We start from the raw sequence: 23,617 nt of genomic DNA, 5'->3' as shown, positions 1-23,617 counted from the left end.
ATGAGAATATTAATAGCAGAGGATGATTTTGTCAGCAGAAGGTTTCTGTTTAAATTTCTTAACCGTTACGGAGAATGTGATCTGGTGGTAGATGGACTGGAAGCATTGGATGCCTGTCTGATGGCGATCAAAGAGAATAAATTATATGATTTGATCTGTCTGGATATCATGATGCCCAAAGTGGACGGGGTAAAAGTATTAAAATCTATCAGGGATCTGGAGAATCAGAAAGGAATTTCTCCGGAGAAAAGATCCAAGATAATAATGATCACAGCGCTTGGAGAAACGCAGCTCGTTCAGAACGCTTTTGAAATAGGATGCGACGCTTACGCTGCAAAACCAATCGATACGGCAAAATTGGTCAAGGTGCTGGAAGATTTCGGAATGATTCAGGAAAAAGAATAGAAATATTCTGACTGAGGGTGAAAAGGAGAGTGGGAACATGCTGGAGAAAAAGATGGACGAAACGGAGTTGCTGGAGCAGGAGGAGGATACGCAAAAAGACAGATTTTTAACCTTTCAGGTCGGTAACGAGGTATATGGTATCGAAATAAAATGTGTGACCGAGATTATAGGCATACAGCCCATTACAGAGGTCCCGGAACTGCCGGATTACATCAAGGGAATTATTAATCTCAGGGGGAAGATCATACCGGTCATGGACGTCAGGCTGCGGTTCAAAAAAGAGGGGGTGGATTATAACGACCGGACTTGCGTAATCGTAGTAGATATCGGAGGGGTGCCTATCGGCTTGATCGTTGACAACGTTTCGGAGGTATTGACGATACCGGAAGAAGAAATTGTGGCGCCTCCGGATATAAAAGGCGGAGGTAACAGGTACATAAGGGGAATCGGTAAAGTAGAAAATCAGGTAAAGTTGCTGCTGGACTGTGAGAGATTACTGAATGAGCAGGAAATAGATGCTCTGGGGAATATGTAGGAGGATGAGCTTATGAAATGGTTTTACAATATGAAAATAGGTGCTAAATTAATATTCGGTTTCGTATTAGTGGCTATAATTGCTGGAATCGTTGGAATTGTAGGAATTTATAATATGAATTCACTGGATAAAGAATATAGTTCCTTATATAAAGAATATGGTATTCCGCTGGGAGATATTGCAGATGTTTCCGTATGCTATCAGCAGATCAGGGTTAATTTAAGGGATTTGGTAATTGAAGGAAACGGAGAAAACAGCGATACATATGTAAAAAGTATAAAGGAAAAAGAAGAAAAAATGGATGCGGCTATGGATGCATTTGAAACATCCCTGCAGACAGAGGAAGGAAAAAAGGCTTTTGCCGACCTGAAGGCTTCCCTGGAAGAGTTTGCGCCTATTCAGGAACAGATTGTAAATTATGCCGTTTCAGGAAATCAGAAGGAAGCGACCATCCTGCTCCGTGCGGATGAAAGCGCGCGAGTTGTCAGTGAAATCACGAGTTCCATCGATGTACTGTTTCAGTTAAAGGATGACAATGGACAAAGGCTATCGGTGGAATATTCACAAGAAGCACAAAGTACGATCACGACAGTCATTATCATTGTAATCATTGCAATTATTGCGGCGGTAGCATTGGGGATCTTTATTTCCCGAATTATCAGCAAGCCGATTGTAAAAATGGTTAGAATCGCGGAAAGGGTTTCAGAGGGAGATCTGGATGTAGAGATCGATTATAATGCCAGAGATGAGATCGGTATATTGGCGGAAGCTTTCTCGAGAATGACAGATAATCTTAATGAAGTTATGTCCAGCATTAATAATGCGGCAGAGCAGGTATCGGCGGGTTCCACCCAGTTATCCGATTCCAGTATGGCTCTTTCCCAAGGGGCGACGGAACAAGCCAGCTCTATAGAAGAATTGTCCGCGTCTATAGAAGAGATTGCAGCTCAGACAGAAGTAAATGCGGAGCATGCAAAAGATGCGAATCATATTACAGAATCAGCCAAAATAAGCGCTATGGAAGGCAATCGTCAGATGAAAGAAATGCTGGAGGCAATGGAGGCTATCAATGAAGCTTCTACCAATATTTCCAAGATTATTAAGGTGATTGACGACATTGCATTCCAGACCAATATTCTGGCGCTGAATGCAGCAGTGGAGGCAGCACGGGCGGGTGCGCACGGCAAAGGATTTGCAGTGGTCGCCGAGGAGGTCAGAAATCTTGCCGCACGTTCTGCCAATGCGGCGAAAGAAACGACAGCGATGATTGAGGGTTCCGTGAAGAAAGTGGAAGGCGGGACAAGGATTGCCAATGAAACTGCAGAGGCTTTGAATAAAATAGTAGAAGGAATTGCAAGTGTTGCAGAGCTTATCGGCAATATCGCGGTAGCATCCAATGAGCAGGCTTCCGGCATTGCCCAGATCAATCAGGGTATTCTGCAAGTCTCAACAGTAGTACAGACCAACTCCGCGACAGCGCAGGAAAGTGCAGCCGCCAGTGAAGAGTTGGCAAGTCAGGCTATTTTGATGGAAGAGCAGGTTGCTAAATTCAAGTTAAGAAAAGTTAAGAAATATTATGCGCATACGGAATATCAAGACAGGCAGCCTGACTATGGAAAAGAAAATGTTCCTTCGGAAACAGGACATGAAAAAGCAAAAAATACAAAAAAAATAATACTGAGCGATAAGGAGTTCGGCAAGTATTAATTTGCTGCCCGCATGACAAAAGAAGTCTTTTTGGTTACTGAAAACGGAGTGAACAGTAACTCTTTTTGGCTTGGATCAGAGGTTAGCATGGTTGAAATTACAGAGAAAGAATTTAAACAGCTTACGGAATATGTAAAAAAGAATTATGGTATTAATTTGAAAGCTGAGAAAAAAATTTTGGTCATGGGAAGACTGCAAAGTGTCCTTTTGGAAAAGGGATGCAACAGCTTTACGGAATATTTTGAATATGTACTTGGAGATAAGACCGGACAGGCTGTCATAACCCTGATCGATAAGATTTCCACCAACCATACTTTTTTCATGAGAGAGTCAGGGCATTTCGATTTTCTGAAGGAACAGGTCCTTCCCGGCTTGAAGGAGTCCGTTCATGAAAAAGATCTAAGGATTTGGTGCGCGGCCGCCTCTACAGGAGAAGAGGCGTATACCCTTGCCATGATATTGGATGAATATCTGGGGCCGGAAAAATTATGGTGGGATAAAAAAATATTGGCCACCGATATATCCCAGAGTGCCTTGGAGGCAGCGATGAGCGGAATTTACAGCGATGAGCGGATAAATCCGCTGCCTTCCCGGTGGAAAGAAAATTATTTCCGCAGATATGACGGGAAGAACTGGATAGTCGAAGAGAGGATAAGAAATGAGATTATATTTCGTAAATTCAATCTGATGGAGCAGGTATTTCCTTTTAAGAAAAAGTTTCATGTTATATTCTGCCGGAATGTCATGATCTATTTTGACAATGAAACGAGGGATTTGTTAGTGGATAAGTTTTATGACCGTCTGGAATCCGGGGGTTATCTGTTTATCGGGCACTCGGAAACGGTGAACAGGGCCAGGACCGGATTCCAATATGTTATGCCTGCTGTTTACAGGAAAAATTGACCGGAATTTTATGCTGGAGGATATCTATGCGGATTGAGCTTAGGTGTATGCAAAAATGAAGAAAAAGATTAAGGTATTGGTCGTAGATGATAGTATTGTATTTCGGGAAGCCATTATAAGGGGAATCGGGGCAGACATAAATATCGAGGTTGTGGCAAGGGCATCGGACCCCTTTGAGGCCAGAGACAGAATATTGGAATGGGAACCGGATGTCATGACCTGTGATATTGAAATGCCAAGGATGAACGGAATAGAATTTGTCCGAAGACTTCTTCCGCAGTATTCCATTCCGGTCATCATAGTCAGCGGTTTGAGCGAAGCGGTATTCGATGCTATGGATGCGGGAGCCGTGGACTTTGTCGCAAAGCCTGTCGATAAATCAGCCGCGAATATGCAGATTTTCATACAGGAGCTGATTTCCAAGATAAAAATTGCGGCAGTTTCCAAGGTGACTCCGCATAATACAGTAATTGCCGGACAAGTATATGGCAATCATTTTCCCGAAAACAGAATTATCGCCATGGGAGCTTCCACAGGAGGAACCGAAGCTTTGTACAGTATACTTATGCAACTGCCGGCGAATATTCCCGGTATTGTAATTGTACAGCATATTCCGCCGGTGTTTTCCAAAATGTTTTCGGAACGTTTGAATAACCAAACCTCATTAGCAGTAAAAGAGGCTGAGGATGGGGAGTATGTGGAGACAGGGAAGGTCTTAATCGCTCCCGGAGACCGGCATATGCGGATTAACAAACTTGGAGGCAAATATAAGGTAGAGGTGTTCAGCGGTGAAAAATTAAGCGGACATTGCCCCTCGGTGGACATGCTATTCGATTCTGTAGCTAAAAAAGCAGGAAACGAAGCGATTGGTATTATTTTAACCGGAATGGGGTACGATGGGGCAAAGGGACTTTTGGCAATGAAAAGAAAAGGGGCAAGGACCATTGGACAGGATGAAAAGTCATGTGTCGTATATGGTATGCCCAAAGCAGCGTATGATATAGGGGCGGTAGAAGTACAGGTTCCGTTATTGGGGGTGCCAAAGGCATTGATGAGTATGCTGTAACAGTAGAGGGATTACAATATATGATAGATTATGTGCTTTTTATCCGTAAGGATGGCATGTGGGTGGCAGCGAAGGTCGCTCCGCCGGCTTTTAGCTGGCAGGGCGATTTTTAAATAATGAGATACAATGGCTGCACATCGCTAAAGGAGAATGTGAAATATGAAATATAATTATATTATAAATGTGAGAGATAATGAAAAACTGCGTGCAAGTTTTAACGAGCTGACACAGAAGGTATACGGGTTTAATTTCATAGAATGGTATGAAAGAGGACAATGGGGAGATAAATATATACCTCATGTTCTGGAAGACAACGGCAAGGTGGTATCGAATGTGTCGGTTAATCTCATGGAATTCGATGTGAGCGGGGAGAAGAAAAAATATATTCAGCTTGGAACTGTGATGACCGACCCTGATTATCGAGGTCAGGGGCTTAACAGATACATAATGGAAAAGATTCTGGAAGAATATCGGGGAAAGGCCGATGGAATTTATCTGTTTGGAAATGACAGCGTTCTGGAATATTATCCGAGATTCGGATTCACACCGATAAAAGAATATGAGTATAGCCGCAAAGTGTATAGGGAAAATGGAGCAATAACGAGTATGGGAAGAAACGCATATCGGATTGAAAAAATGGATATGTCTTACAAGGGGACATGTGATAAACTGTATAGTGCCATAACGGAATATGATTCCTCGGTAAGGGGAAATAATCAAAACGATGGTTTCAGTATGTGCGACAACCTCGGATTGTATCAGTTCTGGCTGGCAGCAGAATTTAAAGAAAGTGTATACTATTTGCCGGATATGGGGGCATATATTATTGCTGATTTAAAGGCAGATACGCTTAAAATATATCAGATGATAGGCAAAGATGCGATAGATGTTGACAAACTTGCTGCTTCATTTGGAAGCGTATCGGAGATAAAGCTTGGATTCACGCCGGCGAAGAAAGAGGGGTACGACATTAATCCTCACATAGTAGAAGACAGCACCTTATTTATTATGGGAGATAGCCTGAAGCTGGTGGAAACAGAAAAAATGATGTTCCCGGAGATATCGCATGCCTAGGCCAAGCCTCGATGCAGCCCCGCTACACCCGCGTTTGTCCAATGCTGTCTAAGAAAAATCATTCTCGGAACTATGTATAGTCATTTAGAGAACGTTGTGCCGGTAAGAATCCCATGAGTAATAAAAAACGAATTCTTATAAGAACAGGTTTTTTCGCAGGAATTATTTTTCTACGATTTTTTGCAACTTTCCGGGAAGGTTTTGTATGCATTCTTAAAATGCTATGGTAAAATATGTTTGTATTATAAATGACTGATGTTGTTTATATAAATTTAGAAATTGGAACAGGGGGTGCCCATGAAAATAGAAACCCGAAGGCTGGTTATCAGAAACTTCGAATTAAGCGATAAAGAAGATTTATGTGAATACATGATGCAGCGTGTCCATGCCGAATTCGAGAGTTATCCTGATTTTACGGCTGGGAAAGCAGAGCAGGAAATTGCATACCGAGCAGACAGCGATGAATTCTTTGCGATTGAGTTAAAAGATAGCCATAAGGTAATCGGAAACATTTATTTGGGAAAAAGGGATTTCAATGCAAAAGAACTCGGATATGTCCTTAATGAGAATTATCAAAACAAAGGTTATGGGACGGAAGCTTGTACAGCGGCGATGGACTACACGTTTGCTCATGGCATACACAGAATTTTCGCAGAATGTGCACCTCAAAATGCGCCGTCATGGAAACTGATGGAAAAATGCGGGCTTAAGAAGGAAGCCCATTTTATAAAAAATGTTTCTTTTCATAACGATGAGCAGGGCAGGCCTGTTTATTGGGATACTTATGTATATGCTGTTTTGAATCAGGAGGATGCCCGTGATTGAAGGTTCTCTGAAGATTTTGCAGGATATTTATCGGAAAATGAAGGCATGAAAATGCAGGTATAAAAAGCAGTGTTAAAAGAGGAAGGTTTATGGTAAAAAAATATATTGAAAATAACAGAGGAAAAGTATTCTATTGGATCAATGAGGAGTTTGCCGGTACAAAGGATAAAGGTGCCATTATGTTCACCCATGGTCTGACGGCGGATCATACTCTTTTCGATAAGCAGACAGAATATCTGCAGGATGAGATGTGCGTGATAACATGGGATATGCCGCTGCACGGGGAGAATAGGCCTTACAAGGGATTTTCCTTTAAGAATGCCGCAGCGGATATGAACCAGATTCTGGAGACAGAAGGAATTGAAAAGGCGGTCATGGCAGGGCAGTCTGCAGGCGGATACTGTGCCCAGGCGTTTGCATTATTTTATCCTGAGAAAACGGCTGGCTTTATATCTATCGACTCTACACCGTTCGGGTTAAAGTATTATAAGAAATCGGAGTTGTTTTGGACCGATCATTATGATGCTATTGCGAGATGGTACCCGTATGAGTTTTACTGCAAATTATCTGCAAAGAGTGCCTGCACGACGGAAGAAGCCAGGTTATCCTTTTATCAGGCACTTGTCCGGCTTGGGAAGAAGGGAATGCTGGAGGCGGCAAAAGCGCTTTATCGGGATTTCACGAAATACCCAGAAGTGGACTTTAAATGTCCGGTGCTTTTGTTCTTAGGAGAAAAAGACAAGGTGGGATATGTGAAAAAGTACAATGAAATGTGGGAGAAAGAAACCGGCTATCCTTTGGTCGTCATTCCGGGGGCCGGTCATAATTCCAATTTTGATGGATATGAATTTTTTAACCGGAAAGTAATAGAATTTATGACCACGCAAAGTATGCGTGCCGATTAGGGCTGCATATGCGGATATATGTCACATTGAGGCTTACGGCTATTGGCAATACGGCAGAGAGTATAACAACTGCCGTAAAGCCTCTTTTTTATGTTGATATTAGTAAATTATAGAAAAAACAGAAAACAAAGAAATCCTGTATTTGGAGACAACAGAAGGAGAGGTTGTTTGACGTTTTTTGAATGGGTATTGATAACCCCTCTTTGTTATTAGCGCAAAGAGGGGCTATTTAGTATTTACGTCTTCTATTATTTCGAATAAATCCCCAACAGGACAATCTAAGATCTTGCTTAATTTGTCAAGATTATCAAACCTTATGGACGAAGTTTGGTTCGTAACCATGCGGTTAAAATTCTGATAGCTTAAATCCATTTGTTTATATAGCCAATATTTTGTATGATTCTGCTCTGATAATATTTGCAATATGCGCAAGCGTACCATAAAAACCTCCTCTTTTAGCCTTAATTATATCGAAAAACTCATGCTTGCATAAATGATGTGTAAATTATATAATGTAAACATTAGATATAAAATAAAATATAAATTTATTTATAACCCAATAGCTATAAGTTAATGCAATATTTACCCGTATAATAGCGAATACGGATATATAGAATGAGACGGTAAATAAAATACATTTATACAAAGGAGCAGTAGATATGACAGTACAGGAAGAAATTAAGAAACCCAAAAAACATGCAGGAGAATTTAGGACACTTTTTACAAAAATCCTTGTCACCATCGGAGGTCCGGTAATACTTTCCTATTTAATTGTAGGTATTATTATCGTAGGAATTGTGATTGCCTTCGTGACCCGTTTGAGCGAAAGTGAACTGAGCGCCCAGTCACTGGCTGCGTCGAATGAGGTGGAGGGATATTTTGCAAGATATGAGGAAATTACAGAACAGCTTTCCTTAAATACCCAGATGGAAATGTTGTTTACTGAGACTAAGCCGGGAACGAATATCGATCAGGCCGGCAGTTTCTCTGCGGTATATAAAACGCTTACCAATATCGAAGAAGCAAACTCCGACACTATCTTGTCCGTTTGGGTGGCAGATGTGGATTCCAGTCAGATTGCGCAGTCGGACGGTGCTGTTATAAATACCGGATGGGACATTACGACACGTTCCTGGTACATAGAACTTCTTGACAAAAATAGAACGATTATGACCGAACCATATGAAGACAGCTTTACAAAAAAACAGATTGTCAGCGTAGTTTCGCCCGTATATAAATCAGGAACATCCGAAATTATCGGTGTCACCGGATTAGATTTTGTTTTAGAGGGCCTGGCGAAGACTGTCGGAAGCTATACATTAAGAGATACCGGATTTTATATTATGACAACCGGTACGGGACAGATTATTTACCATCCGGAAGCAGGATATGTTAATCTTAACGTTTCAGAGACGGATATGTCGGAAAATTTTAAAAATGCAATTTTATCAGGGACAATGGGAAGTATAAAATACATCTCACACGGAATTGCCAGTCACGGTTATCTGGAACCGGTAGGGGATACCGGGTGGATAATGGCCACGGGCCTTCCGAATACGGAGTTCAATAAAGAATATTTAGTGGTGGCGGGAACGCTGCTGATTATATTCCTTTTAGCTATCCTTTGTATATTCTTTATGATTTTGACAGTCTCGAAGTCAATCGTAAGACCCGTCAAAGAATTGACTGACACGGCAAATCTTATTGCAGAGGGAAATCTTGAGGTTGAAGCAAAGGTAACTTCCAAAGACGAAGTGGGGCAGATGGGAGAGGCCATTAACCGCACAGTGGTACAATTAAGGCGTTATATTGCATATATACAAGAGATTGCCTCTGTTTTGGGAACTATGGCAGAAGGAGATATGCGTATTCATTTGGAACAGGATTATGTGGGAGAATTTGCGCCTATCAGAAAGGCTTTTGAAGAAATATCAGCGTCTCTGAATCATACATTGTCTGCCATCCGCCTGTCGGTCACGCAGGTAAGCAGCAGTTCAGAACAAGTATCCGGCGGTGCACAGGCGCTTGCCTCAGGCTCTACGGAACAGGCAGCTACGGTGGAAGAGCTGAATGCTTCTTCTATTGAAATCGCAAGGCAGGCAGACGAGAATCTGAATTTTGTCAAAGAAACTACCAGGCAGTTGAAGCATACGGCAGATCGTTTGAATGTGGGCAATCAGCGCATGAAGCAGTTAACGGTAGCCATGGTGGATATTGAATCCTCTGCCAACCAGATTGCGGATATTACCAAAGTTATTGATGGAATAGCTTCCAAGACAAACCTGTTATCCTTGAATGCAGCTATTGAAGCGGCCAGAGCCGGTGAATTGGGAAAAGGGTTTGCTGTTGTGGCAGACGAAGTGCGTGATTTGGCCCAAAAATCGGCAGAGGCGGCCAAGCAGACAGTACAACTGCTCCAGAATTCTTTGAAAGATGTGGAAACCGGTACAAAAATAGCAGAAGAGACGGCTCAATTTTTACAGGAAGTGGAAGTGGATACCTTGAAAGTGGTAGAAGGCATTTCCAGAATTGAGGAGGTATCTGCCGACCAGACGATTTCAATCGATCAGATCAGGGAGGGGCTCAACCAGGTTTCGGCAGTTATACAGAATAATGCGGCAACAGCGGAAGAGAACTCTGCCACAAGCGAGGAGATGGCTTCTCAGGCAGCGCTGCTGAATGAAGAGGTTAGTAAGTTTAAGCTGCATTAATGCGCCGATAGGATTACCGAAGCGGGGAAAGCAGTAAGAGTGGACAGCGGTTATAATCATAACAAAGAAAGTAGAACGACAAAAGCCAAGACCCGGTACGTTGCCTGGCCTTGGCTTTCCGCTTTCGCGAGAATTAAAGGGAACCCCATGTTCCGAGGCTTTTTCCGCTCCATGAAAAGTAAGTGGCGCAGGTAGTGCTGATAGGCGCAATTTTTTGAATCCGTTCCTCAACGCTCATGCTATTATCACTTAGAAATTCCTCGGCAAGAACATTTCGAATCCTGCATAACATCACTTCACCGCCATCCATTTGCATGGCGTTTACTACCTCCAATTCAAAGGCTACGGGGCTGCATGATAAAATGGGCACATTCAGAACTTGTCCTTGTTCTGTTTCCGGTTTGTGAGCAGCTTTCTCCTCACTGTATCCGTCGGTGGTTCCCAAAAAGTCTGCAAGAGGCAGCATTTCTTCCGTTACCAGATTCGCGGAAAATACTTTTGTGGCATTGATTCTATCTTTCGTCAGCTTCTCGCCGCCGATACATGCCATTACGCCTACTTCTTTGTCCCAGTAGTAGCTGAACCAGCAAAAGAGCCCGAAGTTCGGTGTGCCGTCTTCCTTATATGTACCATATAAAAACAGCGTTTGCGGGCAGAAATCGTTAGATATGGGCATTGATTTTTTACTCATTTAATTTACCTCCTTCAAATTCTCCAAAATTCTTGTTAGTTGTTTTTCAAACTGAGCTATTTCTTGTTCGGTAAAGTCTTTATAATAAATTTCATTCATCCGCTTAGAAACCTGCTCGTACTTTTCTTGTAATCCCCGTGCTTTTTCTGTTAAGACAATCAAATTTTTCCTACGGTCTGCTTTGTCCGGAATGCGCATGATTAAGTCTGCTTCGGCCATCCGGTCCAGCATGCTGGTTAAGGTGGTATTCGCCAAGCCTACCTGGGCGGCTAACTCCACGATGGATATCCGGTCCGTCTGCCAAAGAACATATAATATTTTGCCCTGTGCACCGTTGAATTCGTCGATATTTTCTGCGGATAATATCTTTTCGAAGATGCGCCCTCCGATCTGTTTTATTTGTGTAATTAAAAATCCTCCTTGCGTATCCATGAAAAATCCTCCTTGTGTATTCATGAATAATACTACTATATAGGAATATATTATATAGTGTGGAAAAAGTCAATATATTTTCAAAAATGTGCGTATAGGAATAAGAAAAAACATATTGACAAAAATATTATAATGCGATAGCATGAAATCATTATTAAGAAAAAGAGGTATGTTCATGTTACGTGAGTCGGTATTGGAGAACACAACTAACTAAATAGTTGAAAAGGAAAGGCGTTAGCGGTTGCGCTATGAGTCTGCCCTTTTATCGGCTAATGAAGCCGGTGTATCTGCTTTACTGAATGCTTAACCCTTGCGTGGCAAGAGTTCATACACTTCAAATAGACATTTGTATTATTTAGACTCTATGGAAGGCATGACGGTATCGTCGTGCTTTTTTTAACATAAGAGCAATTCGCGAAGCGTGTTGTTCGGTGTTAAGATCCTTGTAATCGGAAAGGTCCGCAATGCGCCCTTATCTTGATTTACATTGATTTTCTCGGAGTTTATTTATTATGGGTCGTTTTATTTATGAGCGCTGAAGAGGCATGTCTTGGAGACAGATACCTTAGCGCTCATTTTGTTCGAATGGGGAGAACGATGTGACCTGCGCCTTCTAAAAAGCAAATCGAAGGAAGGATAGAGAAATGTTGAATACAGAAAAAATATTGGAATTTCATAAGGTAAAAGAAAAGTTAATGGAATTGGCATACACAGATAAAGCGAAGGAAGAAATCAAAGCTTTGAAGCCTTACATGTCAGAAAGCGAGCTGCAGGCGAGAATGCGGGAGACGACGGAAGCGAGGCTGCTTGTGGAAAAAGCAGGGAATCCGCCTTTAACGTCCTTAAAGGGCATCGGTGAATTGATACAGATTGCGGAAAAGGGGGGCTGTCTGACAGAAGAACAATTAGAAAAGGTAGGCGTTTCCCTAACCGGCGTTAAGCGCCTGAAGGATTACTTAAATCGCTGCAAGCAGTACGGTTTGAGCATTCCCTATTATGAGGAAAATCTGGATTCATTGGAGGAAATCAGAGACGAAATATGCAGGAACATCCGCGACGGGAAAGTGGACGATTATGCCTCGAAGCTGCTTAAGGACTTAAGAGGAAGTATAAGCCTGACCGAAAGCAAAATGCGCGATAAAGCGGATAACGTAATGCGTGTAAATAAGGAATATATGTCGGACAGTTTCAGCACTATACGAAATGGGCATATCTGTATTCCTGTAAAAAAAGAATATAAGATGAAGATTACAGGAGCGGTTATAGATAAATCCGCCACCGGAAATACCATATTTATGGAGCCGGCTGCTGTGGGGCAGTATTATGAAGCGCTTCAGGGAATGGAAATAGATGAAGAGAACGAAGTGAGAAGAATTCTGTATTCTCTGACAGCAATGCTTGCCGGTGCGGCTCAAATCATGGAACGGAATAATAAGACGATAGAAAAGCTGGACTTCATGTTCGCAAAGGGAAAGCTCAGCCTTGAGTATAATGGCATACAGCCCGCGATCAATACCGAAAGAAGAATTCGCATGGCAGGAGGAAGGCATCCGTTGATGGACCCGGATATCAATATCCCTCTGGAATTCCGGATTGGAAACGGTACGAACGGTATTGTAATTACCGGACCGAATACGGGAGGAAAAACAGTGGCGATTAAGACGGTAGCATTAAACTGTATAATGGCCCAATGCGGACTCCATGTAACTTGTAAAGAAGCCGATATTTGCATGAACGATGCTTATCTGTGCGACATCGGGGACGGTCAGAATATTTCTGAGAACCTTTCCACCTTCTCTGCGCATATTACCAATGTTCTGGATATATTGAAAAGGGCGGGCAGGGACAGCCTTGTAATTATGGATGAGCTGGGTTCCGGCACCGACCCTGCGGAGGGCATGGGAATTGCTATCGCTGTCTTGGAAGAACTGAAAAAAAGCGGAGCCCTTTATCTGGTCACAACACATTATCCCGAAATAAAAAAATATGCGGACAACGCGGAAGGGGTGGTAAATGCCAGAATGACCTTTGATAAAGAAAGCTTGAAGCCTTTATACCAGATGGTAATCGGAGAAGCAGGAGAAAGCTGTGCGTTCTATATTGCCGGAAAGCTGGGAATGCCTGCCTCCATGCTGCGGCGTGCGGAAAAGGAGGCCTATGGAGATAACCCGCCGGAAGAACTGAATCGCCCTGCCGGAACCGAAAATGTTAAGAAGGAGGACGGAGAGCACATCCGTAAAAAGAAGGACCTGTCTAACCGTCAGACGACAGCTATGCAGTTTCAACTAGGGGACAGCGTCATGATTTATCCCGAGAAAAAAATCGGAATTGTCTGCCGGACGGCGGATGAAAAAGGGGTGCTGCGCATACAGCTTCAGAATAAGAAAATTTATATCAACCATAAGCGGATAAAGCTGCACGTAGCGGCAACGCAACTGTATCCGGAGGATTATGATTTTTCCATTATTTTCGATTCGGTGGAGAATCGGAAATTGAGGCATCAAATGGAGCGGAAGCATGTGGAGGATAGAAGCTTGACGATAGAAGAGTAAGTGTAGTTTTGTAGTATGTATTGCGAAAATTTTATGCTATAATTGAAAAATCAATTCATGCAAAAGGGAGATAAGCTATGATACGTGAAATTGAAAGAGAAGATTTTTCTGGGCTTATGCAGCTTTATACCCAGCTTCATGGCAATTCCATACCGGAGACCACTCAGGATCTGGAGTGCATATGGGAGCAGATTCTGGATGATACCTGTCACCATATTATAGTGGCGGAGGAGGATGGGAAAATCGTATCCTCATGCGTATGTGTTATCATTTCGAATCTCACCCATAATCAACAGCCATATGCCTTTATTGAGAACGTCATTACCGACGGAGCGTATAGAAAAAAGGGGCTGGCGACGGCTTGCCTGAACTATGCAAAGGAGTTGGCTGTAAAGGAAAAATGCTATAAATTGATGCTTCTTACCGGAGCGAAGGAAGAAAGCACCCTGAAGTTTTATGAGCAGGCGGGATACAATAGGAAGGATAAGACCGCATTTATTCAATGGATATAGATTTGAGAATTTTGATGGGAGATCATTCAGCATATTATGAATTTTTATTTTGCCCCTTTGGAGGGAATTACCGGATATATTTTTAGAAATGCCTACAACGCCTTTTTCCCTTGTATAGATAAATATTTTACCCCTTTTTTGTCCCCGAACCAAAATCGTGCGTTAAGCCCGAAGGAAATGAAGGATATTCTGCCAAAGCATAACGAAGGAATGTATGTAGTTCCTCAGATTCTTACAAACAATGCGGAGCATTTTATTCGGGCAGCAAAGGAACTTAAGGAAGAATACGGCTATTGTGAAGCGAATTTGAACCTTGGCTGCCCCTCGGGCACCGTGGTGGCCAAGGGAAAGGGTGCAGGATTTCTTGCAAAACAGGAAGAGCTGGACGCTTTTTTTGAACAGGTATTTGAAGCCTCCGATTTAAAAATTTCTGTGAAGACGAGAATCGGAAAAGAATCGCCGGAGGAATTCTATGGACTGATGCATATCTTTAATAAATATCCATTCCATGAACTGATCGTTCACCCGAGGATACAAACGGACTATTACAACAATACGCCGAATAAAGAAATGTTCGGCTATGCGATTTCAGCCAGCAAAAATCCATTATGCTACAATGGAGATATCGTCACGAAGCAGGATTACCAGCGTCTTTGTGAGGAGTTCCCTCAGATAAACAGCGTGATGCTCGGCAGAGGCTTGCTGAGAGACCCTTCGCTTATCGAGAGAATAAAAGGTGAGTCAGGGACGGATAAAGGACAGCTTAAGGCGTTCCATGATAAACTGTATGCCGACTATAAGGAGGCGTTTGCCGGTGATGTCCATCTTCTGTTCAAGATGAAGGAATTGTGGTTTTACATGATTCATATGTTCCCGGAAGGCGAAAAGTATTTAAAAAGGATAAGAAAGGTGTCGAGGCTGTGCGACTATGAAGAAATAGTGGGCAGACTGTTTCGGGAGCAGGAAATAAAACAGTGAATGTATTGCCGGTAAAGATATGACATTCCGGTAGCTTATTGCGATGACTTCGGACACGGAGAGAACTATGCGATATTTCCGATAGGAGGGCTTGCTGTTCTGGATCCGATAAAAAACTCCATGCGGTTTTTAGACTGAAATATGGTATATGGATGTGGATGCAGGTGGTCTGTGGTAACTGTCTTGCGAGCTTCGGACAAATAAGAGAAGATTATTGTACGAATGGTGGAAAGTAACAATAATATGCAAGAGATGACAAGGAAAAGCCGAGACATAAGCCGGAAAATTATATAGAATATAGAAGAAATATAAATCCATCTTTTTGCGCTGCAAAATGACAGTGGGGAGTTATGTTTTAAATCGCATTTTCTTTTGAGGAAGTGGCCGCATGACTTTAGGGTATATGCGGCCGCTTCTTCGTGTAATAAGGGAGTGGTTACTGTTCGCACAGTAACGGGAAGTGGGCGAAGCACACTTTTTGGTTTTTTAACTTAATTGCTATTTTTCTCGATTTGGGATAAAATAAAGAAAACGAAAACACATCGGTATATTATTCATATACGCGGTGTGTTCTTTGTTAACATAAGAGCAATTTGCGAAGCGCGTTGCTCGTTTCTATGCTTAATAATGGGGAGGAATCAGGATTATGAACAATCAGCTTACCTTGAACGATATTAAAAGGATGGAAGAAGAAATTGAACATAGGAAATTGGTAATTCGCAAGGAGGCGCTGGAGGCGGTAAAGGAGGCCAGAGCTCATGGGGACCTTAGCGAAAACTTCGAATATTATGCGGCGAAGCGGGAGAAGAATAAAAACGAGAGCCGGATTCGTTTCCTTGAGAGGATGATAAAGACTGCGGAGATTATTTCTGATGAATCGAAAGAGGATGAAATAGGAGTCGACAATACAGTGGAAGTGATGTTTGAAGAAGATGGCTCGGTAGAGGTTTATAAAATAGTGACAACTATGCGCGGCAATTCCCTGGAAGGACTTATCAGCATGGAGTCGCCCATAGGCAAAGCGCTCCTTGGACATAAGACAGGCGACAGAGTGTGCGTACATGTAAATGATAGTTTCAACTACTATGTGGTTGTGAAAAAAATAGAAAAGACCGTAGATGACGGAAGCGATAAAATAAGGAGTTTTTAATTTATAAGGAAGAAGGCAGGGTTTGTTTATGAACTCTGCCTTCTTTCTTTGACCATGCGATGTAAAAATATTGAAGGTACAAAATATGAATAGTTGTAAAAATACATAAAATTAATAATACAATAAATTGGAAATAAATAAAAATGACAAAATGTATTGACAAAATTAAAAAAAATAGTATTATAAATCTATAAAGAAAACTATTTCGGAAACATATTTCTTATATAAAAAGAAGAAGGGCAGTGAAGGATAAGTGAAAAAGAAGATATTGGTAATTGGCAGCCTGAATGTGGACATGGTAATCGAAATGAAGAATATGCCCGCTGTAGGAGAGACGGTCCTTGGGACAAATCTTACTTATATTCCCGGAGGCAAAGGGGCAAATCAGGCGTGCGCGGCGGCAAAACTCGGCGGCGAAGTAAAAATGCTTGGATGTATAGGAGAAGACGAGTTTGGAGAAATTCAAAAAGATAATCTTTCTGCCTGCGGTGTTGATACGATTTACTTTAAACGGAGCAAAGAGAAGGGAACCGGAACGGCGAGCATCTATGTGGATGAACGCGGAAACAATAGCATTGTTGTGGTTGCGGGTGCCAATAAGGAATGCGATATTTCTTATCTGCAAGAGCATGATGACATAATAAAAGCTTGCGATTATGTTATTTTGCAGATGGAAATCCCTTATGAAACGATTTTTTATGCGGTAAACCGAGCAAAAGAACTGGGAAAAGTTGTGATATTTAATCCGGCGCCCGCACCTGAGGAACTACCGGACGAAATTTTTTCAAAAATGGACTATATTACGCCTAATGAGACGGAATTGATGAAACTATGCAAGAGAGAGGGAACAGAAATAGAGGATTTTATACAAGGGGCCAGGATGCTCTTGCAAAAAGGGGTAAAAAATGTATTAGTTACGCTGGGCGAACGGGGAGCTCTTCTTGTAAATGATGAAATAGCGGAAATATTTCCTACGAGAAAAGTGATTTCCGTGGATACAACGGCAGCAGGAGACTGTTTTAACGGGGCTTTGACAGTGGCTCTTGCGGAAGGTAAAGGGCAAAAGGAAGCTGTAATATTCGCCAATGCAGCATCTTCTATTGCCGTAACAAGGAATGGGGCACAGACCTCCATTCCGGGTAGAGAAGAAACGGACAAAGTTTTGACCGATATGGGGATATAGAAAACGGACAAAATTTTGTTTGTATAAAGAAACTGACTAATGGGAGAAGAAAAAGAAAGAGAGGTTTTTTGTATGAAGAAGTTAACGGCACTATTAATGGCAGGAGTCATGGTGTTTGGTATGATGGCCTGCGGCACTGGAAAGGTGCAACAGAATAGCAAAGACCAGACAGAAACGAAAGCTCCGGCGGAAGAAGCAGCGCCTGCGGAGGAAGAAGTAGCGGAAAGCACAGAGGAAAGTGTGGGTGCGGAAAAAAGCGCAATTTTAATTATTAACGGAAACCTAGGCGATTTAGGATTCTTCGATTCGGCAAATGCTGGTATGCAGAGGGTGAAAAATGAGCTCGGTCTGAATATACAGGTAATCGAGACCGGAGATGATGAATCCAAATGGGAATCGGCACTGGCTGATGCGGCTGAAGAAGATGTGGATTATGTTATCGCAGTATCCCCTTCCATGGTAGAACCGATGCAAAATATAGCGCCTCTTTATCCTGAGAAAAAGTTCCTTATGATGGATAATACGGTTGATTTTGCAGGCGGAGATTACAGCAATGTGTATTGTGCGACATTCAAACAGAATGAAGGCTCCTTTTTGGCCGGAGCAGTTGCTGCAACACTTGCAAAGAATACCGGAAAGTTGGGCTTCGTAGGCGGTATGGATATTCCTCCCATCAATGATTTCCTTGTTGGATATATTGAAGGAGCGCTTGCGGTAAATCCCGATACGAAGGTAATTGCGACTTATCCCGGCGATTACTATGATCCGGCAAAAGGAAAAGAACACGGTATTGTACTTATCAATCAAGGCGCAGAAGTTTTGTTCGCGGCAGCGGGACCTACCGGTCTTGGCGTAATTGAAGCAGCTGTGGACGCTGATAAATATATTATTGGTGTCGATTCCGACCAGTCGGCTGGCTATGCGGCAAATGGCGATGAAAAAACAGCAAACCAAATTGCTACATCCATGTTGAAAAATGTAGGCGATGCAATCTTCAGAGCGATTGACCTCGATTTAAAAGGACAGCTTTCTTTGGGAAAATCTGAGAGCCTTGGTATTGCAGAAGGCGGAGTCGGACTTGCTAAAAATGATGTATACAACAAAATACTGACAGATGATGAGAAAAAAGCAATTGATGATATTCAAGCGAAAGTAGTTTCGGGCGAGCTTAAAGTAAGCACAGCAATTGGTATGACGACAGAAGAGCTTGATAAATTAAGAAGCAGTGTAGCGCCATAAAAAAAGAATTGTGATTATCGAGGGTGTCCACATTTTGATAGCGACAAGGCGGTCTTTAAAGCATGCCGGCGGTCGTTGCAATAAGGCGGTATAAATTATACCGGCGGTTGTTGGACACCCTCACACTGTACAGAGAACGTGGGGTATAGGAATGGATGAAAAAGTAATTTTAAAAGTTGAGAATATTTGGAAAGTATATCCTAATGGCATCGTGGCTAATAAGAATGTAAATTTTGAAGTTCATAAAGGGGAAATTCACGCATTGATCGGAGAAAACGGAGCGGGGAAATCCACTTTGATGAAGATATTGTTTGGTATTGAGATGCCTGAGGAAGGGCGAATCATATTAAACGGCGAGGAAGTAAAAATAGAAAATTCGAAAAAAGCAATCAGCCTTGGAATCGGTATGGTACATCAGCATTTCATGCTGGTTGATTCTTTGACGATCGCAGAGAATATTGTGTTGGGAAATGAGCCGAAGAAGTATGGGCTGTTTATGAACAAGGCACAGATGTTAAAACAAGCAAAGGAATGTTCGGAAAAGTATAACTTTAATATAAATGTTGGCGATAAAATAGAAGATGTCAGTGTAGGCGTTAAACAGAAAACAGAGATCTTGAAAGCGTTAGTGCGTGGGGCAAAAGTTTTGATTCTGGATGAACCTACGGCAGTTTTGACTCCTCAGGAAACAAAAGAGCTGTTTGTAGAATTGAACACGTTAAAAAAGCAGGGGCATACGATTATTTTCATATCCCATAAACTAAACGAAATTATGGAAATATGCGATAGAGTAACGATTATGCGCCACGGAACGACGGTGGATACCAGTTTTATCAAAGATACCAGCCCTCAGGATATTTCAAATAAAATGGTAGGACGGGAAATAGTTTTGCATGTGGATAAAAAGCCTGCAAAGCCCGGCGAGGTATGTTTGGAGGCGAGAGACATTGTTTATGTTAACAGCATTGGTAAAAAGGCGCTTGACGGTGTAAACCTCAAACTAAGAAAAGGAGAAATATTAAGTGTTGCGGGTGTGGAAGGCAATGGACAGTCTGAGCTGGCGGCGGTTCTGACAGGGATGATAAAGCCGGTAGGCGGCAGCTTGAAAGTACTGGGAAAAGAAATCGAAGAATTTGAACCTGCCGTACTTCGAAAGAATAAGCTGACATATATACCGGAGGACCGCATGACCAATGGCTGCGCTGCAAAATTGAGTATTATAGACAATATGTTTACAGATAAAATAGAAAGCTTCTTGAAAAAGAACAATGTTTTTATAGATAAAAAGAAAATGAAAGAACAGGCCGAATTCCTTGTAAAAGATTTTAGTGTTTTATGCGGCTCTATCAATCATCAGGTACAGATGCTTTCTGGAGGTAATATTCAGAAAGTGGTTGCTGCAAGGGAGTTGACAGAGGATGCGGAAATTATCATTGCCGAACAGCCTACTCGCGGTATAGATGCGGGAGCTTCCGAGCTGATAAGAAGAAAAATTGTGGAATTCAGAGATAGGGGAGCGGCAATTCTGCTGGTTTCCGCTGACTTAAACGAAGTTCTGGAATTGAGCGACAGTACCATCGTGATGCATAACGGAAAAGTGAATGCATATTTTAAAGATACAAGTAAATTGACGGAAGAAGAACTCGGATATTATATGTTGGGAGTAAAGAAACAGACAGAGAAAGAGGTGAATGCAATCTTATGAAAACTAGGAAAAGAATGACAGTGGGACAATTTAATACATGGTTTGAGGTGCTTCGTTTCGGACTGGCTATTTTTATCGCATTTGCTATCTCTTTTATTATCATGTCCTTTTCAACGGACTCGCCGTTTGCAGCAATTGGCAATCTGTTTATAGGTCCCATGACATCGGTCAGGAGATTCAGCACAGTTTTGGAAACGATGATTCCTCTTACCTTTGCTGGACTTGCTGTAAATGTAATGTTCAAGGCAAATCAGTTTAACCTTGCGGCGGAAGGGGCTTTATTTATGGGAGCGCTGATGTCGGCGATCATTGCAATCTATATGCCGGGGCCCCCTATTATGGTTATTATTGCTGGTATGATTGCGGCGGGGATAGTAGGTTCATTGGTCTGCGCGATTCCTGGGATATTGAAAATTAAATGGAATTGCAGCGAAATGGTAATATCCCTTATGCTGAACTACGTGATGCTTTATTTTGGAACATATATCTTCAATCAGGTGGCGAGGGATCCGGATTCTGCTTACAAAGCATCATATACCTTTCGGGAAGGAGTGAATCTTGGAAACATTATTCCGAGGACACGCCTTCACGCTGGCATCTTTATTGTAGCGGTATTTGTCATTTTGACATATATTTTCATGTTTAAAACAAAATGGGGCTATAAGCTGCGTGTGACAGGAAGCAACATCCATTTTGCAAAATGTGCAGGAATCAGTGTGGCGGGCGTAATTATGAGTTCGCAGCTTATCGGAGGATTTATAGCAGGTGTGGGAGGAAGTACCGAAATGCTCGGTATGTATTCAAGATTCCAGTGGTCGTCTCTGCCGGGATACGGTTTTGACGGTGTCATTCTTAATATTCTGGCGAAAGAAAATCCGGCTTATGTTCCGGTAGCGGCTTTTTTTGTAGCTTATTTAAGAATAGGTGCGGACTATATGTATAAGCAGTCGGATGTTGCGGCGGAAATCGTAGCTATCATTGAAGGATTAGTCATTGTACTGGTGGCAGCAACTGCGTTCCTTTCGAAATTTAGACATAAAATGACAACAAAAGTATCCAAAAATCTGTTGGAAGCAGGAGGTGCAAGGTAAATGTCAAGTGTATTAGAATCCATTTTTAGTACAACCTTTTTATTCTCCGTAATTCGCGTAGCGACACCTTTGATTTTGGCATCTATGGGCGCGGTCATCACATCGAATGCGGGTATTACCAATATCGGTATTGAAGGCGTTATGCTTGTATCCGCACTGGTCGGCGTCTTTTCCAGCGCTTTTGGATTTGGACCTTGGTTTGGTTTTTTCATGGCAATTATTACAGGAGTTATATGTTCTTTAGCTATCGGCTACGTATCCATGAGTCTCAAGGCAGACAGCGTACTTACTTGTATTGCTTTTAATACAATGGCAATTGGAGGAACGGTTTATTTTATGTATGCGGTAGTAAAGGACAAGGGGACCACGATTGCTCTTCAATCCGGAAAGCTTCCGTCTGTTGAAATACCTATTATTAAAGATATTCCGATTTTGGGAGATATTTTATCTAATCATAACGTTGTGTCTTATATTGCTTTTCTTATGATTTTCGTAGTATATATCTTATTGTATAAGACACCTCTTGGACTCAGGATACGGTCGGCAGGAAAAGCGCCCAATGCGTTATCTTCCGTAGGCGTAAGCCTTTTGAAAACAAGATATATCGCACTGGGAGTCAGCGGTATTCTGGGCGGTATGGCAGGAGCGTTTATGTCTATGGGATATGTGACATGGTTTTCCAAGAATATGACAGCCGGACGAGGATTTATCGCTTTGGCAGCAGATGCTATGGGTAATTCAACACCGGTAGGAGCAGCCTTGTCTTCTTTATTGTTTGCAGTGGCAGAGGCCCTTTCCTATTCGCTTCAGATTACGATGATTCCTCCGGAATTAGTACAGATGCTGCCTTATCTAGTGACCATTATCGGTCTTGTGGCATACGCAGCGAGAAAAAGTTCCTTGGATAAAAAGAAACGCAAAAAATTAGCGGAACAATAATATGGAATAAACACTGCCGATTTTGAAAGGAGTAAGAATAAATGAATAAGAAAATACCTATTATCATAGATTGTGATCCGGGACATGATGATGCGATGGCCATATTGTGGGCATTGGCATCCCCCCAATTGGAAATACGCGCTGTAACAACAGTGGCAGGAAACCAAACGATTGAAAAAGTGACGGTCAATACCATCAAAGTGCTGACAAAAGCGTGCAGATTGGACATCCCTGTAGCGATGGGGGCGAAACAGCCCTTGGTCAGGAAGCTTGTAGTGGGCGGAGAAGTGGTACACGGAGACTCAGGATTAGAAGGTCCTATCCTCCCTGAATGCGGATTCGAGCCATCGAAGCTGACTGCTTTGGAACTGTTGATCAAAACGATAGAAGAATCAGAAGAGAAAATTACGCTCGTTCCTATCGGGCCATTGACAAACATTGCTATTTTATTTATTGTAAGACCTGATTTAAAGGAGAAGATAGAGAGGATATCCATTATGGGCGGAGGCGCTTATATGGGAAATTGGACTCCTGCGGCAGAATACAATATATGGGCGGATCCTGAAGCGGCAAAAGTAGTATTTAATTCGGGGCTGCCAATTATCATGGCAGGACTTGATGTGACTCATAAGGCATACATTACGCGGGAAGAAAATGAAATTTTGCGTGCGCAGGGAAATGAAATTTCAGTTTTTGCTGCAGAATTGATCGATTATTTCAGCCGTTATCATTATGAGGTAGAAGGATTCCCGGGCTGCACTATGCATGACCCGACGGCGATTGCGGCCCTGCTCTATCCGGAGATATTCACCAGTGTAACATGCAATGTGGATGTGGAGGTAAGCGGAGAATTGACGACAGGTATGACCGTTGTGGATACCATAGGATATAAAGAAAAAATCTTTGGAGAAAAGGTGGACAAGAATACAACGGTGTTATTTAATGTGGACAGAAAGAAATATGTAGAGGCGTTTTTCGAGGCGATGAAAGCATTGAATTAAGTCTTTGAAGAAT

Annotated in this window: 22 protein-coding genes; 19 read left to right on the top strand and 3 right to left on the bottom strand. The window is 42.2% G+C overall.

Features of this window, described 5'->3' with window-relative positions:
- The 8 genes from CC90_RS0111415 to CC90_RS0111375 all read left to right on the top strand — a co-directional run bounded on the left by CC90_RS0111415 (window position 1) and on the right by CC90_RS0111375 (window position 7,420).
- A complete protein-coding gene (locus CC90_RS0111415; RefSeq protein WP_031390901.1) occupies window positions 1-405 on the top strand; it encodes a response regulator in 405 nt (134 codons plus the stop codon).
- Between the two features lie 37 nt (window positions 406-442).
- Window positions 443-940, top strand: a complete 498-nt coding sequence (locus tag CC90_RS0111410) for a chemotaxis protein CheW (RefSeq protein WP_242843298.1) — start codon at window positions 443-445, stop codon at window positions 938-940.
- A 12-nt stretch (window positions 941-952) separates the two neighbouring features.
- Window positions 953-2,647, top strand: a complete 1,695-nt coding sequence (locus tag CC90_RS0111405) for a methyl-accepting chemotaxis protein (RefSeq protein WP_031390899.1) — start codon at window positions 953-955, stop codon at window positions 2,645-2,647.
- A gap of 87 nt (window positions 2,648-2,734) precedes the next feature.
- The gene (locus CC90_RS0111400) at window positions 2,735-3,550 is read left to right on the top strand and encodes a CheR family methyltransferase (RefSeq protein ID WP_031390898.1); all 816 of its coding nucleotides are present in this window, start codon (window positions 2,735-2,737) and stop codon (window positions 3,548-3,550) included.
- A gap of 55 nt (window positions 3,551-3,605) precedes the next feature.
- A complete protein-coding gene (locus tag CC90_RS0111395) occupies window positions 3,606-4,616 on the top strand; it encodes a protein-glutamate methylesterase/protein-glutamine glutaminase (protein ID WP_031390897.1) in 1,011 nt (336 codons plus the stop codon).
- Between the two features lie 159 nt (window positions 4,617-4,775).
- Window positions 4,776-5,690, top strand: coding sequence for a GNAT family N-acetyltransferase (locus CC90_RS0111385; RefSeq protein WP_031390896.1), 915 nt, complete (start codon window positions 4,776-4,778; stop codon window positions 5,688-5,690).
- A gap of 297 nt (window positions 5,691-5,987) precedes the next feature.
- On the top strand, window positions 5,988-6,515 hold the full coding sequence (locus CC90_RS0111380; protein ID WP_031390895.1) for a GNAT family N-acetyltransferase: 528 nt from the start codon (window positions 5,988-5,990) through the stop codon (window positions 6,513-6,515).
- An 89-nt stretch (window positions 6,516-6,604) separates the two neighbouring features.
- The gene (locus CC90_RS0111375) at window positions 6,605-7,420 is read left to right on the top strand and encodes an alpha/beta fold hydrolase (RefSeq protein WP_031390894.1); all 816 of its coding nucleotides are present in this window, start codon (window positions 6,605-6,607) and stop codon (window positions 7,418-7,420) included.
- Between the two features lie 225 nt (window positions 7,421-7,645).
- Here CC90_RS0111375 and CC90_RS25175 read toward each other — a convergent pair whose 3' ends face one another.
- On the bottom strand, window positions 7,646-7,861 hold the full coding sequence (locus CC90_RS25175) for a helix-turn-helix domain-containing protein (protein ID WP_031390893.1): 216 nt from the start codon (window positions 7,859-7,861) through the stop codon (window positions 7,646-7,648).
- Between the two features lie 218 nt (window positions 7,862-8,079).
- Between CC90_RS25175 and CC90_RS0111365 the strand changes: the two genes are divergently transcribed.
- A complete protein-coding gene (locus tag CC90_RS0111365) occupies window positions 8,080-10,131 on the top strand; it encodes a methyl-accepting chemotaxis protein (RefSeq protein ID WP_051869473.1) in 2,052 nt (683 codons plus the stop codon).
- Between the two features lie 133 nt (window positions 10,132-10,264).
- On the opposite strand, the gene CC90_RS0111360 is transcribed toward CC90_RS0111365, so the two are convergent.
- A complete protein-coding gene (locus CC90_RS0111360) occupies window positions 10,265-10,822 on the bottom strand; it encodes a flavin reductase family protein (RefSeq protein WP_031390891.1) in 558 nt (185 codons plus the stop codon).
- Complete coding sequence (locus tag CC90_RS0111355; RefSeq protein WP_031390890.1) at window positions 10,823-11,254, bottom strand: MarR family transcriptional regulator; 432 nt, start codon at window positions 11,252-11,254, stop codon at window positions 10,823-10,825. It lies immediately after the preceding gene.
- Between the two features lie 644 nt (window positions 11,255-11,898).
- Here CC90_RS0111355 and CC90_RS0111350 point away from each other — a divergent pair.
- The 10 genes from CC90_RS0111350 to CC90_RS0111305 all read left to right on the top strand — a co-directional run bounded on the left by CC90_RS0111350 (window position 11,899) and on the right by CC90_RS0111305 (window position 23,604).
- Entirely contained in the window at window positions 11,899-13,806 is a 1,908-nt protein-coding gene (locus tag CC90_RS0111350; protein WP_031390889.1) for an endonuclease MutS2, read from the top strand.
- Between the two features lie 77 nt (window positions 13,807-13,883).
- Window positions 13,884-14,318, top strand: coding sequence for a GNAT family N-acetyltransferase (locus tag CC90_RS0111345; RefSeq protein ID WP_031390888.1), 435 nt, complete (start codon window positions 13,884-13,886; stop codon window positions 14,316-14,318).
- 36 nt (window positions 14,319-14,354) lie between these two features.
- Window positions 14,355-15,296, top strand: coding sequence for a tRNA dihydrouridine synthase (locus CC90_RS0111340; RefSeq protein WP_031390887.1), 942 nt, complete (start codon window positions 14,355-14,357; stop codon window positions 15,294-15,296).
- Window positions 15,297-15,942: 646 nt separating this feature from the next.
- Entirely contained in the window at window positions 15,943-16,446 is a 504-nt protein-coding gene (locus CC90_RS0111335; RefSeq protein ID WP_031390886.1) for a GreA/GreB family elongation factor, read from the top strand.
- A gap of 253 nt (window positions 16,447-16,699) precedes the next feature.
- A complete protein-coding gene (gene rbsK, locus CC90_RS0111330) occupies window positions 16,700-17,629 on the top strand; it encodes a ribokinase (RefSeq protein WP_031390885.1) in 930 nt (309 codons plus the stop codon).
- A gap of 72 nt (window positions 17,630-17,701) precedes the next feature.
- A complete protein-coding gene (locus tag CC90_RS0111325; protein ID WP_031390884.1) occupies window positions 17,702-18,868 on the top strand; it encodes a BMP family ABC transporter substrate-binding protein in 1,167 nt (388 codons plus the stop codon).
- A gap of 151 nt (window positions 18,869-19,019) precedes the next feature.
- The gene (locus CC90_RS0111320; RefSeq protein WP_031390883.1) at window positions 19,020-20,573 is read left to right on the top strand and encodes an ABC transporter ATP-binding protein; all 1,554 of its coding nucleotides are present in this window, start codon (window positions 19,020-19,022) and stop codon (window positions 20,571-20,573) included.
- Window positions 20,570-21,664, top strand: a complete 1,095-nt coding sequence (locus tag CC90_RS0111315) for an ABC transporter permease (RefSeq protein ID WP_035315664.1) — start codon at window positions 20,570-20,572, stop codon at window positions 21,662-21,664. The genes CC90_RS0111320 and CC90_RS0111315 overlap by 4 nt, the downstream gene beginning before the upstream one ends.
- Complete coding sequence (locus CC90_RS0111310; protein WP_031390881.1) at window positions 21,665-22,603, top strand: ABC transporter permease; 939 nt, start codon at window positions 21,665-21,667, stop codon at window positions 22,601-22,603. It begins immediately after the preceding gene.
- A 41-nt stretch (window positions 22,604-22,644) separates the two neighbouring features.
- Window positions 22,645-23,604: a nucleoside hydrolase gene (locus tag CC90_RS0111305; RefSeq protein WP_031390880.1), complete on the top strand. Its 960-nt coding sequence runs from the start codon at window positions 22,645-22,647 to the stop codon at window positions 23,602-23,604.
- Window positions 23,605-23,617 lie beyond the last annotated feature (13 nt).

The sequence above is a fragment of the Kineothrix alysoides genome (assembly GCF_000732725.1).
Lineage (GTDB): Bacteria > Bacillota > Clostridia > Lachnospirales > Lachnospiraceae > Kineothrix > Kineothrix alysoides.
The sequence above is the reverse complement of the archived record's forward strand: the minus strand, read 5'-3'. Positions and strand labels throughout refer to the sequence as shown.

Excerpts from the sequence above, each read along its gene's own strand:
- CC90_RS0111415 (WP_031390901.1), top strand. The coding sequence starts at position 1 with ATGAGAATATTAATAGCAGAGGATGATTTTGTCAGCAGAAGGTTTCTG.
- CC90_RS0111410 (WP_242843298.1), top strand. The coding sequence starts at position 443 with ATGCTGGAGAAAAAGATGGACGAAACGGAGTTGCTGGAGCAGGAGGAG.
- CC90_RS0111405 (WP_031390899.1), top strand. The coding sequence starts at position 953 with ATGAAATGGTTTTACAATATGAAAATAGGTGCTAAATTAATATTCGGT.
- CC90_RS0111400 (WP_031390898.1), top strand. The coding sequence starts at position 2,735 with ATGGTTGAAATTACAGAGAAAGAATTTAAACAGCTTACGGAATATGTA.
- CC90_RS0111395 (WP_031390897.1), top strand. The coding sequence starts at position 3,606 with ATGAAGAAAAAGATTAAGGTATTGGTCGTAGATGATAGTATTGTATTT.
- CC90_RS0111385 (WP_031390896.1), top strand. The coding sequence starts at position 4,776 with ATGAAATATAATTATATTATAAATGTGAGAGATAATGAAAAACTGCGT.
- CC90_RS0111380 (WP_031390895.1), top strand. The coding sequence starts at position 5,988 with ATGAAAATAGAAACCCGAAGGCTGGTTATCAGAAACTTCGAATTAAGC.
- CC90_RS0111375 (WP_031390894.1), top strand. The coding sequence starts at position 6,605 with ATGGTAAAAAAATATATTGAAAATAACAGAGGAAAAGTATTCTATTGG.
- CC90_RS25175 (WP_031390893.1), bottom strand. The coding sequence starts at position 7,861 with ATGGTACGCTTGCGCATATTGCAAATATTATCAGAGCAGAATCATACA.
- CC90_RS0111365 (WP_051869473.1), top strand. The coding sequence starts at position 8,080 with ATGACAGTACAGGAAGAAATTAAGAAACCCAAAAAACATGCAGGAGAA.
- CC90_RS0111360 (WP_031390891.1), bottom strand. The coding sequence starts at position 10,822 with ATGAGTAAAAAATCAATGCCCATATCTAACGATTTCTGCCCGCAAACG.
- CC90_RS0111355 (WP_031390890.1), bottom strand. The coding sequence starts at position 11,254 with ATGGATACGCAAGGAGGATTTTTAATTACACAAATAAAACAGATCGGA.
- CC90_RS0111350 (WP_031390889.1), top strand. The coding sequence starts at position 11,899 with ATGTTGAATACAGAAAAAATATTGGAATTTCATAAGGTAAAAGAAAAG.
- CC90_RS0111345 (WP_031390888.1), top strand. The coding sequence starts at position 13,884 with ATGATACGTGAAATTGAAAGAGAAGATTTTTCTGGGCTTATGCAGCTT.
- CC90_RS0111340 (WP_031390887.1), top strand. The coding sequence starts at position 14,355 with ATGAATTTTTATTTTGCCCCTTTGGAGGGAATTACCGGATATATTTTT.
- CC90_RS0111335 (WP_031390886.1), top strand. The coding sequence starts at position 15,943 with ATGAACAATCAGCTTACCTTGAACGATATTAAAAGGATGGAAGAAGAA.
- CC90_RS0111325 (WP_031390884.1), top strand. The coding sequence starts at position 17,702 with ATGAAGAAGTTAACGGCACTATTAATGGCAGGAGTCATGGTGTTTGGT.
- CC90_RS0111320 (WP_031390883.1), top strand. The coding sequence starts at position 19,020 with ATGGATGAAAAAGTAATTTTAAAAGTTGAGAATATTTGGAAAGTATAT.
- CC90_RS0111315 (WP_035315664.1), top strand. The coding sequence starts at position 20,570 with ATGAAAACTAGGAAAAGAATGACAGTGGGACAATTTAATACATGGTTT.
- CC90_RS0111310 (WP_031390881.1), top strand. The coding sequence starts at position 21,665 with ATGTCAAGTGTATTAGAATCCATTTTTAGTACAACCTTTTTATTCTCC.
- CC90_RS0111305 (WP_031390880.1), top strand. The coding sequence starts at position 22,645 with ATGAATAAGAAAATACCTATTATCATAGATTGTGATCCGGGACATGAT.